The organism is Mesorhizobium sp. B2-8-9 (genome assembly GCF_006439475.1).
Taxonomy (GTDB): Bacteria; Pseudomonadota; Alphaproteobacteria; order Rhizobiales; family Rhizobiaceae; genus Mesorhizobium.
The window spans coordinates 35401-51204 of record NZ_VFTQ01000004.1 but is presented as its reverse complement, the minus strand read 5'-3'; the positions used below and the strand labels follow the sequence as shown (position 1 = coordinate 51204).

At 63.6% G+C, this 15804-nt stretch carries 15 protein-coding genes; 9 read left to right on the top strand and 6 right to left on the bottom strand.

The window, feature by feature from the left end:
• The first annotated feature begins 155 nt into the window (after window positions 1-155).
• Complete coding sequence (recA, locus tag FJ423_RS06415) at window positions 156-1253, top strand: recombinase RecA (protein ID WP_095765184.1); 1098 nt, start codon at window positions 156-158, stop codon at window positions 1251-1253.
• A 432-nt stretch (window positions 1254-1685) separates the two neighbouring features.
• A complete protein-coding gene (gene alaS / locus FJ423_RS06410) occupies window positions 1686-4355 on the top strand; it encodes an alanine--tRNA ligase (protein ID WP_140840188.1) in 2670 nt (889 codons plus the stop codon).
• A 10-nt stretch (window positions 4356-4365) separates the two neighbouring features.
• Here the strand turns inward: alaS and FJ423_RS06405 are convergent, their stop codons facing one another.
• The 3 genes from FJ423_RS06405 to FJ423_RS06395 form a co-directional block, all read right to left on the bottom strand.
• Window positions 4366-4947, bottom strand: a complete 582-nt coding sequence (locus FJ423_RS06405; RefSeq protein WP_140840186.1) for a demethoxyubiquinone hydroxylase family protein — start codon at window positions 4945-4947, stop codon at window positions 4366-4368.
• Window positions 4940-5554, bottom strand: coding sequence for a glutathione S-transferase family protein (locus tag FJ423_RS06400; RefSeq protein ID WP_140840184.1), 615 nt, complete (start codon window positions 5552-5554; stop codon window positions 4940-4942). Before FJ423_RS06400 ends, FJ423_RS06405 begins: the two co-directional genes overlap by 8 nt.
• Window positions 5555-5640: 86 nt before the next feature.
• A complete protein-coding gene (locus FJ423_RS06395) occupies window positions 5641-6852 on the bottom strand; it encodes an NADP-dependent isocitrate dehydrogenase (RefSeq protein WP_095765188.1) in 1212 nt (403 codons plus the stop codon).
• Window positions 6853-7060: 208 nt separating this feature from the next.
• Between FJ423_RS06395 and FJ423_RS06390 the strand changes: the two genes are divergently transcribed.
• The 3 genes from FJ423_RS06390 to murI all read left to right on the top strand — a co-directional run bounded on the left by FJ423_RS06390 (window position 7061) and on the right by murI (window position 9564).
• Window positions 7061-7909, top strand: a complete 849-nt coding sequence (locus FJ423_RS06390) for an RNA methyltransferase (RefSeq protein WP_140840182.1) — start codon at window positions 7061-7063, stop codon at window positions 7907-7909.
• Window positions 7910-7990: 81 nt separating this feature from the next.
• Window positions 7991-8596 (top strand): hypothetical protein, encoded by a 606-nt coding sequence (locus FJ423_RS06385; RefSeq protein ID WP_140840180.1) that lies wholly within the window; start codon window positions 7991-7993, stop codon window positions 8594-8596.
• Between the two features lie 167 nt (window positions 8597-8763).
• Complete coding sequence (gene murI / locus FJ423_RS06380) at window positions 8764-9564, top strand: glutamate racemase (protein WP_140840178.1); 801 nt, start codon at window positions 8764-8766, stop codon at window positions 9562-9564.
• Between the two features lie 3 nt (window positions 9565-9567).
• Here murI and FJ423_RS06375 read toward each other — a convergent pair whose 3' ends face one another.
• The gene (locus FJ423_RS06375; protein ID WP_140840176.1) at window positions 9568-10959 is read right to left on the bottom strand and encodes an RNB domain-containing ribonuclease; all 1392 of its coding nucleotides are present in this window, start codon (window positions 10957-10959) and stop codon (window positions 9568-9570) included.
• A 162-nt stretch (window positions 10960-11121) separates the two neighbouring features.
• On the opposite strand from FJ423_RS06375, the gene FJ423_RS06370 reads away from it, so the two are divergent.
• Window positions 11122-11304 carry a DUF3008 family protein gene (locus tag FJ423_RS06370; RefSeq protein ID WP_140840174.1) on the top strand — a complete coding sequence of 61 codons (183 nt, stop codon included), beginning with the start codon at window positions 11122-11124 and terminating at the stop codon, window positions 11302-11304.
• A 64-nt stretch (window positions 11305-11368) separates the two neighbouring features.
• Here the strand turns inward: FJ423_RS06370 and FJ423_RS06365 are convergent, their stop codons facing one another.
• A complete protein-coding gene (locus FJ423_RS06365) occupies window positions 11369-11572 on the bottom strand; it encodes a hypothetical protein (protein WP_140542642.1) in 204 nt (67 codons plus the stop codon).
• A gap of 357 nt (window positions 11573-11929) precedes the next feature.
• Here FJ423_RS06365 and rpsD point away from each other — a divergent pair, with 357 nt between their 5' ends.
• From rpsD to FJ423_RS06350, 3 genes are all read left to right on the top strand, one after another.
• Window positions 11930-12547, top strand: a complete 618-nt coding sequence (rpsD, locus tag FJ423_RS06360) for a 30S ribosomal protein S4 (RefSeq protein ID WP_140840172.1) — start codon at window positions 11930-11932, stop codon at window positions 12545-12547.
• Window positions 12548-12659: 112 nt separating this feature from the next.
• On the top strand, window positions 12660-13544 hold the full coding sequence (gene ttcA / locus FJ423_RS06355; protein ID WP_181174740.1) for a tRNA 2-thiocytidine(32) synthetase TtcA: 885 nt from the start codon (window positions 12660-12662) through the stop codon (window positions 13542-13544).
• Entirely contained in the window at window positions 13534-14361 is an 828-nt protein-coding gene (locus FJ423_RS06350) for an inositol monophosphatase family protein (protein WP_140840168.1), read from the top strand. Before ttcA ends, FJ423_RS06350 begins: the two co-directional genes overlap by 11 nt.
• 45 nt (window positions 14362-14406) lie before the next feature.
• On the opposite strand, the gene FJ423_RS06345 is transcribed toward FJ423_RS06350, so the two are convergent.
• A complete protein-coding gene (locus FJ423_RS06345; protein WP_140840166.1) occupies window positions 14407-15675 on the bottom strand; it encodes a multidrug effflux MFS transporter in 1269 nt (422 codons plus the stop codon).
• Window positions 15676-15804: the final 129 nt, after the last annotated feature.

The following is a 15804-nucleotide window of genomic DNA, read 5'->3' as shown; positions in this document are numbered from 1 at the left end:
GCACCAGCCCTGGTGAGACAAAAATAGAACAAATCCAGATATTGATTATTTTTCAGATATTTGTTGCCCCTTGCCAAATGAGAACAAAAAAGGTACAAAACAAGCAGGGATCACGGATTGTCCGGCCTTCATTGACGACCAAGGGGTGATGTATCATGGCTCAGAATTCTTTGCGGCTTGTAGAGGATAAGGCAGTGGACAAATCAAAGGCTCTGGACGCGGCGCTGTCGCAAATCGAGCGCGCGTTCGGTAAGGGCTCGATCATGCGGCTCGGCGCCAACGAGCAGGTGGTCGAGATCGAAACCGTGCCGACCGGCTCGCTCGGCCTCGACATCGCGCTCGGCGTCGGCGGCCTGCCGCGCGGCCGCATCATCGAGATCTACGGGCCGGAAAGCTCGGGCAAGACGACGCTGGCGCTGCACACGGTGGCGGAAGCCCAGAAGAAGGGCGGTATCTGCGCCTTCGTCGATGCCGAGCACGCGCTCGATCCGGTCTATGCCCGCAAGCTTGGCGTCGACCTCGAGAACCTTTTGATCTCGCAGCCCGACACCGGCGAGCAGGCGTTGGAGATCTGCGACACGCTGGTGCGTTCGGGCGCCATCGACGTGCTGGTCGTCGACTCGGTGGCGGCACTGACGCCGCGCGCTGAAATCGAAGGCGAGATGGGCGATTCGCTGCCCGGTCTTCAGGCTCGCCTGATGAGCCAGGCGCTGCGCAAGCTGACCGCCTCGATCTCGCGTTCCAACACCATGGTCATCTTCATCAACCAGATCCGCATGAAGATCGGCGTCATGTTCGGCTCGCCCGAGACGACCACCGGCGGCAACGCGCTGAAATTCTACGCCTCGGTGCGCCTCGACATCCGCCGCATCGGCTCGGTCAAGGACCGTGACGAGGTCGTCGGCAACCAGACCCGCGTCAAGGTGGTGAAGAACAAGCTGGCCCCGCCCTTCAAGGTGGTCGAGTTCGACATCATGTATGGCGAGGGCGTGTCGAAGACAGGCGAGCTGATCGATCTCGGCGTCAAGGCCGGCGTCATCGAGAAGTCGGGCGCCTGGTTCTCCTACAATTCCCAGCGCCTCGGCCAGGGTCGCGAGAACGCAAAACTGTTCCTGCGCGACAATCCCGACACGGCGCGTGAGGTCGAGCTTGCGTTGCGCCAGAATGCCGGGCTGATCGCCGAGAAATTCCTCGAGAATGGCGGCTCCGAAGGCGGCGACGACGGTTTCGAGGACGAGGCCGGCGCCTTGTAAAGGGCGTGCCCCGGGGATTTTGGGGTCCGCGTGGTCCGAGGGCGCCCGAGAGCAGTTGGTTTGCTTAGCCGGAGTTCGGCCACAATCCTGGTTTATCGCCTTATGCTTATGTAATCGAGTTCTTGTATTGCGTAACCCGAACCGCCGGCCTTCGTGCCGGCGGTTTTGCGTTGTACGGGCGGCGCTGAGCCGCTGCTCGCCGGCCGATCGGCCCCAAAGCGCGTCGCGCCGCTCAGGCGATGCGCTTTGGTCTTTGTTTATGCACCTCGTTTTCCCAAAACCGTTTGCGCAGTTTTGAGCGGCACGACTGTTTTCCGTGTTTCTGGACAGGCACAAGAGCTATCGCTAAAAGGCCAATCTATCTTCTGAAACACCAAAGCCCATTTTGCCGCCGGCCGGGCCGGCGGTTCTTGCGAAAAAAGGCAGTATGCAATGAGTGGCGTGAACGACATCCGGTCGACATTCCTCGACTACTTCCGCAAGGAGGGCCACGAGATCGTCGCCTCCAGCCCGCTGGTGCCGCGCAACGATCCGACGCTGATGTTCACCAACGCCGGCATGGTGCAGTTCAAGAACGTCTTCACCGGCCTTGAGAAGCGTCCCTATACGCGAGCCTCTACCGCGCAAAAAAGCGTGCGCGCCGGCGGCAAGCATAACGACCTCGACAATGTCGGCTACACCGCGCGCCATCTGACCTTCTTCGAGATGCTCGGCAATTTCTCATTCGGCGACTATTTCAAGGAGCGCGCGATCGAGCTTGCGTGGAATCTGATCACCAAGGGTTTCGGCCTCAAGAAGGACAAGCTGCTGGTCACCGTCTATCACACCGATGACGAGGCGGCGGCTTACTGGAAGAAGATCGCCGGCTTCTCGGACGATCGCATCATCCGGATCCCGACCTCGGACAATTTCTGGGCGATGGGCGACACCGGCCCCTGCGGCCCGTGCTCGGAAATCTTCATCGATCGCGGCGAGCACATCTGGGGCGGACCGCCCGGCAGCCCGGAAGAGGACGGCGACCGGTTCCTGGAATTCTGGAACCTGGTGTTCATGCAATACGAGCAGGTGAGCAAGGAAGAGCGCATCGACCTGCCGCGTCCCTCGATCGACACGGGCATGGGCCTGGAGCGCATGGCCTCTATCCTGCAGGGCGTCGAAAGCGTCTTCGAGACCGACCTGTTCAAGCATCTGATCGACGCGGCGTCCTCGGCGCTCGGGCAGGGGCCAAGCCAGGAGAACGCGGCGTCCTACCGCGTCATCGCGGATCATCTGCGCTCAACCTCGTTCCTGGTGGCCGACGGGGTTCTGCCGTCCAATGAGGGGCGCGGCTATGTGCTGCGCCGCATCATGCGCCGCGCCATGCGCCATGCGCAGCTGCTTGGCGCCAAGGAGCCGCTGATGTGGCAGCTGGTGCCGGCGCTGGTGCGCGAGATGGGCCAGGCCTATCCCGAGCTGGTGCGCGGCGAGGCGCTGATCACCGAGACGCTGAAGCTCGAGGAAACACGCTTCCGCAAGACGCTGGTGCGCGGCCTCGGCCTGCTTTCGGACGCGACCGAGACGCTCAAAGCCGGCGATATGCTGGACGGCGAGACCGCTTTCAAGCTCTACGACACCTACGGCTTCCCGCTCGATCTGACGCAGGATGCGCTGCGCCAGCGCAGCATCTCGGTCGATATCGCCGGCTTCACCGACGCGATGGAGCGGCAGAAGGCCGAGGCGCGCGCGCATTGGGCTGGCTCGGGTGAAGCCGCGACCGAGACGGTATGGTTCTCGGTACGCGAACAGACCGGCGCGACCGAATTCCTCGGCTATGAGACCGAGCAAGCGGAAGGCATCGTGCAAGCCCTGGTCAAGGACGGCAAGACCATCGACAGCGCGAGCCAAGGCGATGCGGTCGCCGTGGTCGTCAACCAGACGCCGTTCTACGGCGAATCCGGCGGCCAGATGGGCGACACCGGCGCGATTTCCGGCGAGGGTTTTTCAATCGAGATCTCGGACACGCAGAAGAAGGCCGATGGTTTGTTCGTGCATCTCGGCAAGGTGGCCAAAGGCACGGTCAAGACGGGTGATGCCGTCGAGCTGAAGGTCGATCATGCCCGCCGCTCGAGGCTGCGCGCCAACCACTCCGCGACGCATCTCATCCACGAGGCGCTGCGCGAGGTGTTGGGCACCCATGTTGCGCAGAAGGGCTCGCTGGTCGCGCCCGAAAGGCTGCGCTTCGACATTTCGCACAACAAGCCGATCTCGGCCGACGAGCTCGAGGAGGTCGAGCGGATGGCCAACGAGATCGTCGTGCAGAACAGCCCGGTGACGACGCGGCTGATGTCGGTCGACGATGCGATCGCCGAGGGCGCCATGGCGCTGTTCGGCGAGAAATACGGCGACGAGGTGCGCGTCGTGTCGATGGGCACCGGCCTGCATGGCGCCAAGGCCAATCGTCCTTATTCGGTCGAGCTCTGCGGCGGCACGCATGTGAGGTCGACCGGCGATATCGGCCTGGTGCGCATCCTGTCGGACAGCGCGGTCGCGGCCGGCGTGCGCCGCATCGAGGCGCTGACCGGCGAGGCGGCGCGCAGGCATCTGGACGAGCAGGACAGGCGGCTGAAAGCCGCGGCGGCGACCTTGAAAATCGCGCCGGCCGATGTGCCGGCTCGCGTCGAAACATTGCTTGAGGAACGCAAGAAGCTCGAAAAGGAGCTTACGGAAGCGCGCAAGAAACTGGCGCTTGGCGCCGGCCCGGCCGTATCCGATGCTCCGCCCACCAACGAGACCGTCGCCGGCGTCGGCTTCCTCGGCAAAGCAGTCAGCGGTGTCGCGCCGAAGGACCTGAAGCCGCTGGCGGATGCCGGCAAGAAGACGCTCGGCTCCGGCGTGGTCGTCTTTGTCGGCGCCGGCGAGGACAACAAGGCAAGCGTAGTCGTCGGCGTCACCGACGATTTGACCGGCCGCTTCAGCGCCGTCGATCTCGTGCGCGTCGCGTCTGCCGCGCTTGGCGGCCAGGGCGGTGGCGGGCGCCCGGATATGGCCCAGGCCGGTGGCCCGGACGCGTCGAAGGCCAATGACGCGATCGCGGCGGTGAGAGCGGCGCTGGAGGCGGCGTAGGTTAGGGGCGTCAGCAAAGCCGCGCCGCTTTCAGGGCGTGGGCCATCCTGACGGAGTCGCCCCAAGTGGACAGCCAGATGAGGCAATCCGTGGCGACGGTGATCGCTGCGCGCAGGAGGTATAGTAGCCGGCCTGGTGCCAGCAACTGCTCCTCGGCGTGATGGAGATGGGCCAGCTCTTCCTCACGGATCGACTGGACAATGGCATGCAGTTCGGGATCGCGCTCAGCTAGATAGTAGAGCTGGTCGTCGAGATGGCGGTGCACTGTCGCTTCGACGGCGGCTGTGCATGCCCAGATGCCTTGCTGGCCCAGCAGGGCAGTGAGAAAGCCCAGCAACCAGCCTCCCCAACTCCAGAATTGCATCACGCGGCATGGACGCGAATTTCGCGCCGGCATGGCGGCACGGAAGGCGGCACAATGCTGGCGCTCGTGTCCAAGCATCTCCAACAAAGCTGGCACGCAATCAGGCGAAAAGCGTCGCGCGACAAGGATTTGCGCCGAATAGATCCTGATCGCTCCAAATTCGCCGGCGTGGTTGACCCGGACTATCCTGCCCACGGTCAACGCGTCGCGGCGAGAAAGCTCACCCATTGGAGAAGCTTGCCCGCACGACGATACGATCCCACCATTCCTGCAAGACGGGGAAGCGGGAAAGGAGCTTTCGCCCTTCCTCGACCTTGACGAAATAGGCGATGATCGGTGCCGCATGCAGGTCGGCCAGTGTCAGTTGCTCTCCTAGCAGCCAAGGTCCTTTCGCCTTCAGCGAGGTCAGAGCCTTGAGCACCGTCTCAGCCTGGTTCAGCCCGCCGGCAATCAGCGCCTCATCCGGCGGCGTCTTCTCCAGCCGCTCGACGGCGACGTCCCAAACCATGGCCCGATAACCATAGGCGTCGAGCATGCCGCTGATCTGGACCATCCTCGCGCGGCCGCGCGCGTCGGCCGGCTGCAAGGCCGGGCCGTCGAAGGCTTCGTCGACATAGCGCGTGATCGCACCGGTCTCGAACAGACGAAAACCATCATGCTCGAAGGCCGGGATGCGGCCGAAAGGGTGATGTTCCAGATACCAGGCCGGGATGCCTTCTGCGGCGAAGATGTCGAGGGGAACGAGCTCGTAGCCGACGCCTTTCTCCTCCAGCGCCATCCGCGCGATGCGCACATAAACGCTGTAGTCGGCGCCGTAGAGGATCGGTCTTCTCATGCCGCCCGGCCCTCCGCTATGGCTCCGGGCGTTCGTCGCTTGAAAAGCCCATTTGGGGGCTTTTCATGCGCTTCGCGCACCGCTCCTCACCCCATCGCCTTCTGCAAATTCTCGTCGATCTTGTCGAGGAAGCCGGTGGTCGAGAGCCAGGGCTGGTCGGGACCGATCAGCAGCGACAGGTCCTTTGTCATGAAACCGCTCTCGACGGTCTGGATACAGACCTTTTCCAGCGTCTCGGCGAAGCGCTTGAGCTCGGCATTGTCGTCGAGCTTGGCGCGGTGGGCGAGGCCGCGCGTCCACGCGAAGATCGAGGCGATCGAATTGGTCGAGGTTTCCTCGCCCTTCTGATGCTGCCGGTAGTGGCGCGTCACGGTGCCGTGCGCGGCTTCCGCCTCCACCGTCTTGCCGTCCGGCGTCATCAGCACCGAGGTCATCAGGCCGAGCGAGCCGAAGCCTTGCGCCACGGTATCGGACTGCACGTCGCCATCATAGTTCTTGCAGGCCCAGACATAGCCGCCCGACCATTTCAGGCTGGAAGCGACCATGTCGTCGATCAGGCGGTGCTCGTACCAGAGTTTCCTTGCCTTGAACTCGGCCTCGAACTCCTTCTCGTAGACCTCCTGGAAGATGTCCTTGAAGCGGCCGTCATAGGCTTTGAGGATGGTGTTCTTGGTCGACAGATAGACCGGGAAATTGCGCAGCAAGCCGTAGTTCAGCGAGGCGCGGGCAAACTCACGGATCGACTCGTCGAGATTGTACATGGCCATGGCCACGCCGCCGCCCGGCGCGTCATAGACGTCATGCTCGATCACCTGGCCGTCCTCGCCGACGAACTTGATCGTCAGCTTGCCTTTGCCGGGGAAGCGGAAGTCGGTGGCGCGGTACTGGTCGCCGAAGGCATGACGTCCCACGACGATCGGCTTGGTCCAGCCCGGCACCAGGCGCGGCACGTTCTTCATGATGATCGGCTCGCGGAAGATGGTGCCGCCGAGGATGTTGCGGATGGTGCCGTTGGGCGACTTCCACATCTTCTTCAGCTTGAATTCCTCGACGCGCGCCTCGTCGGGGGTGATCGTCGCGCATTTCACGCCGACGCCCCATTTCTTGATGGCATTGGCCGAATCGATCGTCACCTGATCGTTTGTGGCGTCGCGGTGCTCGATGCCGAGATCGTAATATTCCAGCTTCAGGTCGAGATAGGGGTGGATCAGCTTGTCCTTGATGAACTGCCAGATGATGCGGGTCATCTCGTCGCCGTCGAGCTCGACGACCGGGTTCGCCACCTTGATCTTCGCCATGAAAAGAATGCCTCGTTGCTGGGGGATCTGAACGGCCTTGCCCACATGGCTTCGGCCGGGGATGCGGAGCGTATATCAAAGGCTTTTTCAGCGCGCAAACCGCGATCCGCGCCGGGGCAGACGGGTGCCGCTGTTGTGAATGCTTCATTTTCCGATCCGGATGTGGCAGGGGACGCCGAAACGCCGCAAACCCCGGTTACCCATAGCCATGCCAGCCACAGAAGACACAACCAAGACCGCTTCCGCCGGACCGGCGATCATCCTGGTCGAGCCGCAGCTCGGCGAGAATATAGGCATGGTCGCGCGGGCGATGGCGAATTTCGGCTTGTCCGAGCTCAGGCTGGTCAACCCGCGCGACGGCTGGCCGAGCGAGAAGGCGCGCGCGGCGGCCAGCCGCGCCGACCACGTCATCGACGCCACCAGGGTCTTCGACGATCTGCCCTCGGCGGTCGCCGACCTGAACTTCGTCTTCGCCACGACAGCGCGCGAGCGCGACGGCTTCAAGCCGGTGCGCGGTCCGGTGGAAGCGGGCAGGGCGCTCAGGGCGCGCAGCGAGGCCGGGCTGCGCACCGGTATCCTGTTCGGCCGCGAGCGCTTCGGCCTTTACAATGACGAGGTCGGGCTTGCCGACGAGATCGTCACCTTTCCGGTCGATCCCGGCTTTTCCTCACTCAACATCGCCCAGGCGGTGCTTTTGATGTCCTATGAATGGATGAAATCCGGCCTCGCCGACGAGACCCAGACCAACTTCTCCGGGCCGGAGCTGGCGCCGGCGCCCAAGGAGCAGCTGCACAGCCTGTTCGCCTACCTCGAGAACGCGCTGGAAGCGCGCGGCTATTTTCGCCCCGAAGAAAAGAAGCCGAAGATGGTCGACAATCTGCGCGCAGTGCTGACGCGCGCGGGCTTCGCCGAGCCCGAGCTCAAGGTGCTGCGCGGAATCATCTCGTCGCTCGACCGGTTCTCGCCGGCCATGCCGCGGGGCGATGGCTCGCCCGGGGACGATCCAAGGCGGTTGCCGGCCGCCGCGCGCAGTCGCGCCAAAGACGAAGAAAGTTAAGATCGGTAAGCTGTGAGCATTTGAAGTAACCGAATTTTATTCGGTTGCGCATCATCCTTGCTGCAATAGTGGGGGTGGCACATGTTTACGTCCAATATTGGTCGACTGCGCTTTTTCCTTTACTCTCTCGGTCTCGCCGTAGCCGAAACTGCGGTGATCGTCATCTGCATTGTCAGCACGATCGGTTTCGAAGGGCTGCTCAATTCAGGGCCTGGTTCGTCGCGCCAGGGCATGGCAGGCGCGGTCCTCATCGCCTCTCTCATCTTTGTCGCGCTGCGCGGCAACATCGCCTCGCGCCGCACCCGCGACGCCAACGGACGCCGCTGGATCCTGTGGGCCTACATCGCCCTTTCGGCTGTCTATGCCCTTCTGCAGGCAGGCGTGCTGCTGGTCGTCAAATTCGACGACCCCGAGAGCATTCCGGGCGGGCTGAACCTGCTTGGGTTTTCGGTATTCGGCCTCTGGTGCACGATTTGGTGGGCGAAGCCCGTCGCGGGCAGCAACATCGATGAATTGACCGATTTTTTCGACTTCGATGGCCCGCTGCCGGCATCGACGCGCGCTGCACGCGCCGCTGTGCCGGCCGCTCCACGCGCCGCGGTTGGCGCTTCAGCCGCACTCATCCCGCCCGCGCCGCAGCCCTTCGGCAGGCCGCGCCCCGCCGGCTTTGGCAAGCGTGGGATATGAGTGAGATAGAGCATGATGTCGTCCGAAAACCGCTTGGCACTTTTCGGCATCATGTTCTAGCGACTGCGCAAAAGCTGCTCGCATTCGCCTCTTCAAGACCATGATCATTCGCGATAGAAGCGCGTCGGTCCAATTCCGGGCCTGTCGTTTCTCATAACCGGATGACAATGAGCGATCGATCAAGCCAGCGCCCGATCCTGATGTTCGATTCCGGCGTCGGCGGGCTGACCGTGCTGCGCGAGGCGCGCGTGCTGATGCCCGACCGCCGCTTCGTCTATGTCGCCGACGACGCGGCTTTTCCCTATGGCGCCTGGGAGGAACCGGCGCTCCAGGAACACATCCTTGCACTGTTCGGCAAATTGCTCGACCGGCTCCAGCCGGCGATTTCGGTCATTGCCTGCAATACAGCGTCGACGCTGGTGATCGATGCGCTGCGCGATAAATTCCCCGGCCATCCCTTTGTCGGCACCGTTCCGGCAATCAAGCCGGCGGCCGAACGCACCCGCTCCGGCCTGGTGTCGGTGCTGGCGACGCCGGGCACCGTGAAGCGCCAATACACGCGCGACCTGATCAGCAAATGGGCGCAGAAATGCCATGTGCGCCTGGTCGGCAGCGACCGGCTGGCGGGGCTCGCCGAGATCTATATGCGCCAGGGTTTCGTCGACGAGGAAGCCGTGCGCGCCGAAATTGCGCCCTGCTTCATCGAGCGCGACGGCAACCGCACCGACATCGTCGTGCTTGCCTGCACGCACTACCCGTTTCTCGCCAACCGCATGCGCAAGACCGCGCCCTGGCCGGTCGACTGGATAGATCCCGCCGAGGCGATCGCGCGGCGCGCCATGTCGCTGCTTGAACCCGTTGGGGAGACATCCGGCGAAAGCGAGCCGGATCTTGCTGTTTTCACCTCGGGCAAGGTGGATTTCGCCACGAGGCGGCTGATCCAGGGTTTTGGACTGACCGCGCCTTAGCGCTCAAGCCGGCGCGGCAGGTTCGAAGACGATGCTGCGTTGATCCGGATCGGCCGAAACCAGCCTTAGCGTCATGCCGTCGCCTTGCCTGAGCCCGGAGGCTTTCACGCTGGCAACCACCGGCATGTCGGCAAGCTGCACGCGCACGCCACGGTCGACGAAGTCGGTGACGACGGCCTCGAACGTCTCGCCCTCATGTCCCTTGAGCATCACCGCCTCGGCAAGGTCGATTGCCGCGTGGCTGATCTGCGAGGCGCGGGCATCCGCGCGCCCCATCACCTTCGGCAATCTGGCGAAGGCGCCGGTGACGGCCTGCGGCACGGGCTGGCCATTGGCGATCGCCAGCGCGCAGCGCAGGACGTAACGGTCGGCCAGCCGCCTGAGCGGCGCGGTGGCGTGCGCGTAGGTCGCGGCCATCGCTTCATGCCAGGGCACGACGCCCTCCTGATAAGGCTGGTAGGACGCACCGTTGCCCGCACGGCGGATTTCCAGCATCAGCGCCGCCTGTTTCGGGTCGGCCGGATCGAGTGTGCGTTGATAGTCGCGCAAGCTGGTGGAGGCCGGCCAGGACAGGCCGAGCGCCTGTGCCGCGTTGCGCAGCCTTTGCACCTTGGAGGCGTCCGGCCCCGACATCACCCGGAACAATCCGGTCTTGTGGGCCAGCATGGCGTCGGCAATCGCCATATTGGCGGCCAGCGAAAGTGCCGCATTGTCCTGCTCGGATTGCAGCAGCGGCCTGAACGAAAGCCGGAACGTGCCGTCGGCGAGCCTTTGCACCTCCTGCTCTGGCGGATCTACGCGCGAAGCGCCGCGGCGCTGTTCGTTTGCCGCCATGCGCCGCGCCAGTTCCGCGAAGCCGGCCGGAACGTCGGCGGCCCGCACGCTGTCATAGGCGAGCTTGGCGCGGCTTTGGATGATGGCGCGCTCCGCGCCATCCAATTTCACCGCACCGTCCTCGGCGACCCGAACGGTGAAGACGACTGCCGGACGCGGCCCATCGGGCAACAGGCTTGCCGCGGCCTCGGCGAGCACCGGCGGGTAGAGCCCGGCCCTGCCGTCCGGCAAGTAAAGTGTCTCGCCCCGGCCCCAGGCTTCGAGATCAATCGCGTCGCCGTCCTCGACGAACCAGGCCACATCGGCAATGGCATAGTGCAAGAGAAGATCGCCGCCGCCGGCCTCGATCGAGAAGGCCTGGTCGAGATCGGTGGAACTCGCCGGATCGAGCGTGACGAAGGGCATAGCCGTGCGATCGGCATGCTGGTCGGGCACACGCTTTGCCGCCGCCTCCGCCGCGGCGATTACCGCAGGCGGAAATCCATCCGGCACGTGGAATTCTGCGCGGATTTTCGCAAGGCCGGTGGAAAGCGCCTGTGAGGGATCGTTCAGGGATTTCATGCTGCCGTCCTACACTGGCATTCCGGGCGCGGGAAGGCTTGCCAGGATCCCGCCAAGGTCGGCCGCCTAATCGCCAACTCCAGCAGGCCCACGGGCCGGGCCGTAGCCGCCGGAACTGCCGCTTCGGCCCGGCGTTTCTCCCGCAGCAAAGGAGAAATCGCCATGCCCGCCAAATCGCAAGCCCAGCAAAAGGCCGCCGGCGCAGCGCTGTCCGCCAAGCGCGGCGAGACGAAGAAGAGCGAACTAAAAGGCGCTTCGCGCGAAATGTATGAATCGATGGGCGAAAAGCAGCTCGAGGAGTTCGCCGAGACCAAGCGCAAAAGTCTGCCCAGCAAGAAGTCGTAGATGGAATGAAAGGCCCGCGGCGTCGGCCGCGGGCCTCCGTCAACCCCTTTTGGCGCAAGATGAGCTAGCGGCGCCACCAGCAGCGTTTGGTCTTGTAACGGATGACGTGGCGATGGCCGTGGCGCCAGACCACTCTTTTCGTCACCACGACGCGGCATATCTGCCTGTGGCCGCTCCAATGCCTGGCCATGGCAGGTTCCGGCGTCATGACCGCCATAGATCCCGCCAATACAGCGGCCCCGGTCAGGGTAAGGAAGAACTTCTTCATGGGAATTCGGACTCCTCTGCTCCAGTCCCTTAGATTAAGATGGCAGAGCAGGGCAGCTCCTTGGCCGCTCTGCTGCCGACGGCCTTCGCCACAACCGGCACTGCACGCCACGCGGGAAATTATCGGGTTGCGACCCGCGCTGCCAGCCGTAAGCTTGACACCGGTTAAATCTCTGTTTAACAGGCCCACCAACACCGGGTGGCGACGCCCGGTGGTTTCTTTTGACGTGTCCCGTGGGTTTTCCGTCGCTTTGCGTAGAAAACCCTGTCAGGTCTCGAAAACGGAGGCCAGAGGAGGGCGCGTTTCCTTCGCCCGGAGCCATGGGGTTCCGGGTATATTGTTTTGAAAGGGAATGCGATGAGCAAGCGCGAATCCGCGAAATACAAGATCGACCGCCGTCTCGGCGAAAATATCTGGGGCCGCCCGAAGTCCCCGGTCAACAAGCGTGAATACGGCCCCGGCCAGCACGGCCAGCGCCGCAAGGGCAAGCTTTCCGACTTCGGCCTGCAGCTGCGCGCCAAGCAGAAGCTGAAGGGTCACTATGGCGATGTTTCGGAAAAGCAGTTCCGCAAGGTTTATGAAGAGGCCAACCGCCGCAAGGGCGATACCTCCGAGAACCTGATCGGCCTGCTCGAGTCGCGTCTCGACGCGGTGGTCTACCGCGCCAAGTTCGTGCCGACCATCTTCGCCGCCCGTCAGTTCGTCAACCACGGCCATGTCAACGTCAACGGCAAGCGCACGAACATCGGCTCGTATCGCTGCAAGCCGGGCGACGTTATCGAGGTGCGCGAGAAGTCGAAGCAGCTCGTGATCGTGCTGGAATCGGTCGCTCTCGCCGAGCGCGACGTGCCGGACTACATCGAAGCCGACCACAACAAGATGACCGCGACCTTCGCTCGCGTTCCCGGCCTTTCGGACGTTCCGTTCGCCGTGCAGATGGAACCGAACCTGGTCGTCGAATTCTACTCGCGCTGATCGACATCAATCAGCCGGTGCATCCAAGGCCGCCTTTCGAGGCGGCCTTTTCTTTGGCGGTCAGGTCCGCTAAGCCGGGCGCCAACAGAACCATGGGGCCGGCGCCATGAATATGCTGCCAGATGTCAAATCCCTCGAGGCGATCGACGATGAGACCGACGGCGGTTTCCACCCGCTGTTCCGCGACGTGCCGTCCTCGGTCGAGTTCAACAAGCTGCGCAAGCGGCTGTTGAGGCTCACCCGCCAGGCGATCGAGGATTTCACCATGGTGAAGCCGGGCGAACGCTGGCTGGTGGCGCTGTCGGGCGGCAAGGATTCCTACGGCCTGCTGGCGCTTTTGCTCGACCTCAAATGGCGCGGCCTCCTGCCGGTCGAACTGCTTGCCTGCAATCTCGACCAGGGCCAGCCGAATTTCCCGAAGCACATCCTGCCCGACTATCTCAACGCCAACGGCATTGCGCACCGCATCGAATACCAGGACACCTATTCGGTGGTGACCGACAAGCTGCCGCAGGGCAGCACCTATTGCTCGCTTTGCTCGCGGTTGCGGCGCGGCCATCTGTACCGCATCGCGCGCGAGGAAGGGTGTTCGGCGCTAGTGCTTGGCCATCACCGAGAGGACATCCTCGAAACCTTCTTCATGAACCTGTTCCATGGCGGGCGTCTCGCCGCCATGCCACCCAAGCTCCTCAATGACGAAGGCGACGTCATGGTGCTGCGGCCGCTCGCCTATAGCGCCGAGGCCGACCTCGAAAAATTCGCCAACGCGATGAAATTCCCGATCATCCCGTGCGACCTCTGCGGCAGCCAGGAAGGGCTGCAGCGCAACGCCATGAAGGCGATGCTCGACGACATCGAGAAGCGCATGCCGGGCCGCAAGGACACGATGATCCGCGCCATGGCCAATGTTAGGCCCTCGCATCTCCTGGACAGGAAGCTGTTCGACTTCGCGGGGCTCGACGCAAACCCAGGACAAGACATTTCCGATGCGATTTGACGATAACGCGATCGACTGGCTGGCCGAGCTTCTCGCCGGTGCCGCAAACGCCGAAATCATGCCGCGCTTCCGCCGGCTGGGCGAGGGCGACGTGCGCCAGAAGACATCCGCCGCCGACCTCGTCACTGAGGCGGACGTCAACGCCGAGAGGCTGATCACCGCTAGGCTGCGCGAGCGCTTTCCCGACGCCATGGTGGTCGGCGAGGAAGCCTGCTCCGAGAACCCGGCGCTGCTGTCCGGCCTTGGCGATGCTGCGCTTGCCTTCGTTATCGATCCGGTCGACGGCACTTTCAATTTCGCTTCCGGCGTGCCGCTGTTCGGTGTCATGGCCGGCGTCGTCGTCAATGGCGAGACCGTCGCCGGCATCATCCATGACCCGGTCGGCAAGGACTGGCTGATCGGGACCAAGGGCGCCGGCAGCCATATCCGCCATGCGCATGGCGCGCTGGAGAAGGTTCGCGTCGCGGCGCCGGTGCCGATGTCGCAGATGACCGGTTCCGTTTCCTGGCAGTTTCTTCACGAGCCCGAACGCTCGCGGCTCGCCCGCAACCAGACCAAGACGCTGTCGCAATTCGCCTATCGCTGCGCGGCGCATGAATACCGGCTTCTGGCCAGCGGCCACGCCCATTTCGTGCTCTACAACAAGCTGATGCCCTGGGATCATCTCGCCGGGGCGCTGATCCACCAGGAAGCCGGCGGCCATGTTGCGCGCGTCGACGGCAGCGCCTACCTACCATCGCATGTCGATGGCGGCCTGCTGGTGGCACCGGACAAGCAAAGCTGGGACGAGTTGCGACGCGAGCTCTGGGCGGAATAGGGGCCGTGCCGGCTCTGGCCGGCAAAGCTGCCGGCCATACAGCATTTAATGCAGATCGGTGATGTGCCCCGAAACAGGGGGATTGTGAGGCTGGAACATCCTGCCCCGCTCGGCGATCAGGATCATCAGCAGAGCCGCGACCGAGACGGTGCAGAAGCCGGCGGCCAGAGGCGTCACCGTGCCGTTATAGGCCTGGCCGATCAGCGCGCCGATGATGGCGCCGAGGAAGGTCTGCATGAAGCCCAGGATGGACGCGGCGGTGCCGGCGAGCTCGCCGAGCGGCTCCATGGCCAAAGCGTTGAAATTCGCGCCAAGTCCGCCGAAGGGCAGCATCGCGCCGGCAAAAAACGCGATGAACAGCCAGAGCGGCATTTTCATTTCGAGCGAGACGACGAGCCAGGCAAGGCTGATGCACAGGAAGACAAGCAGCGCGCCCTGCGATAGGCGGCGCATGCCGATCTGTCCGACCAGCCGCGAATTCAGATAGTTCGAGAAAGCCAGCACGCCGGCGACGCCGGCAAAGATCAGCGGGAACAATTCGCCGACATGGAAGATGTCGATATAGATCTGCTGGGCCGAGCTGATGAAGCCGAACATGGCCGCGAAGATGAAGGTGCTGGCAAAGGCGTAGCAAAGCGTGAGGCGGTTGGTGAGCACGATGCGGAAGCCGCCGGCGACGGAGCTTACCGTCAGCGGTCGGCGATATTCCGGATGCAGCGTCTCGGGCAGGCGCAACAGCGCCCACGTCGACACGACCAGCGCACCGATGGCCATGGTGACGAAAATCCAATGCCAACTGGCAAACAGCATGACGAACTGGCCGATGCCGGGCGCGACCACCGGAATTGCCATGAACACCATGAAGATCAGGGACATCACCTCGGCCATGCGCCGCCCTTCGAACGTGTCGCGCACGATCGAGACGGCGATGACGCGGGTCGCCGCCGCGCCGAAGCCTTGTATCAGGCGGCAGGTCAGCAACAGGGCGAAACTCGGCGCGACGGCGGCGGCAGCCGCGGCGGCGACGTAGACGACCAGGCCGAAGACCAATGGCGCACGGCGCCCGAAGCGATCCGAAATGGGTCCGAAGAAAAGCTGTCCGCCGCCGAAGCCAAGCATATAGGCGGTGATGACATATTGGCGATGGTTCTCGCTCTCGACGCCGAGCGAGGCGCCGATCTGCTGAAGCGCCGGCAGCATGATGTCGATGGCCAGGGAGTTGAGCGCCATGAGCGCCGCGCAGAGCGCGATGAATTCCCAGCGCGGAATGGGCAAGCTTGTTGCCGATTGCTGCGCTGCTGCCTGCTTGTCCACCGCGAAATCCGATTCTTCAAACGAACATGCGCCGGATTACCGGCGCATCCATTCGTCTCGTTCTCGAATCCGAGAACTACAATGCCGAGGTGGGGGCAGCCCCGGAAGCTAGTGTCCGCCGGCCGGTCG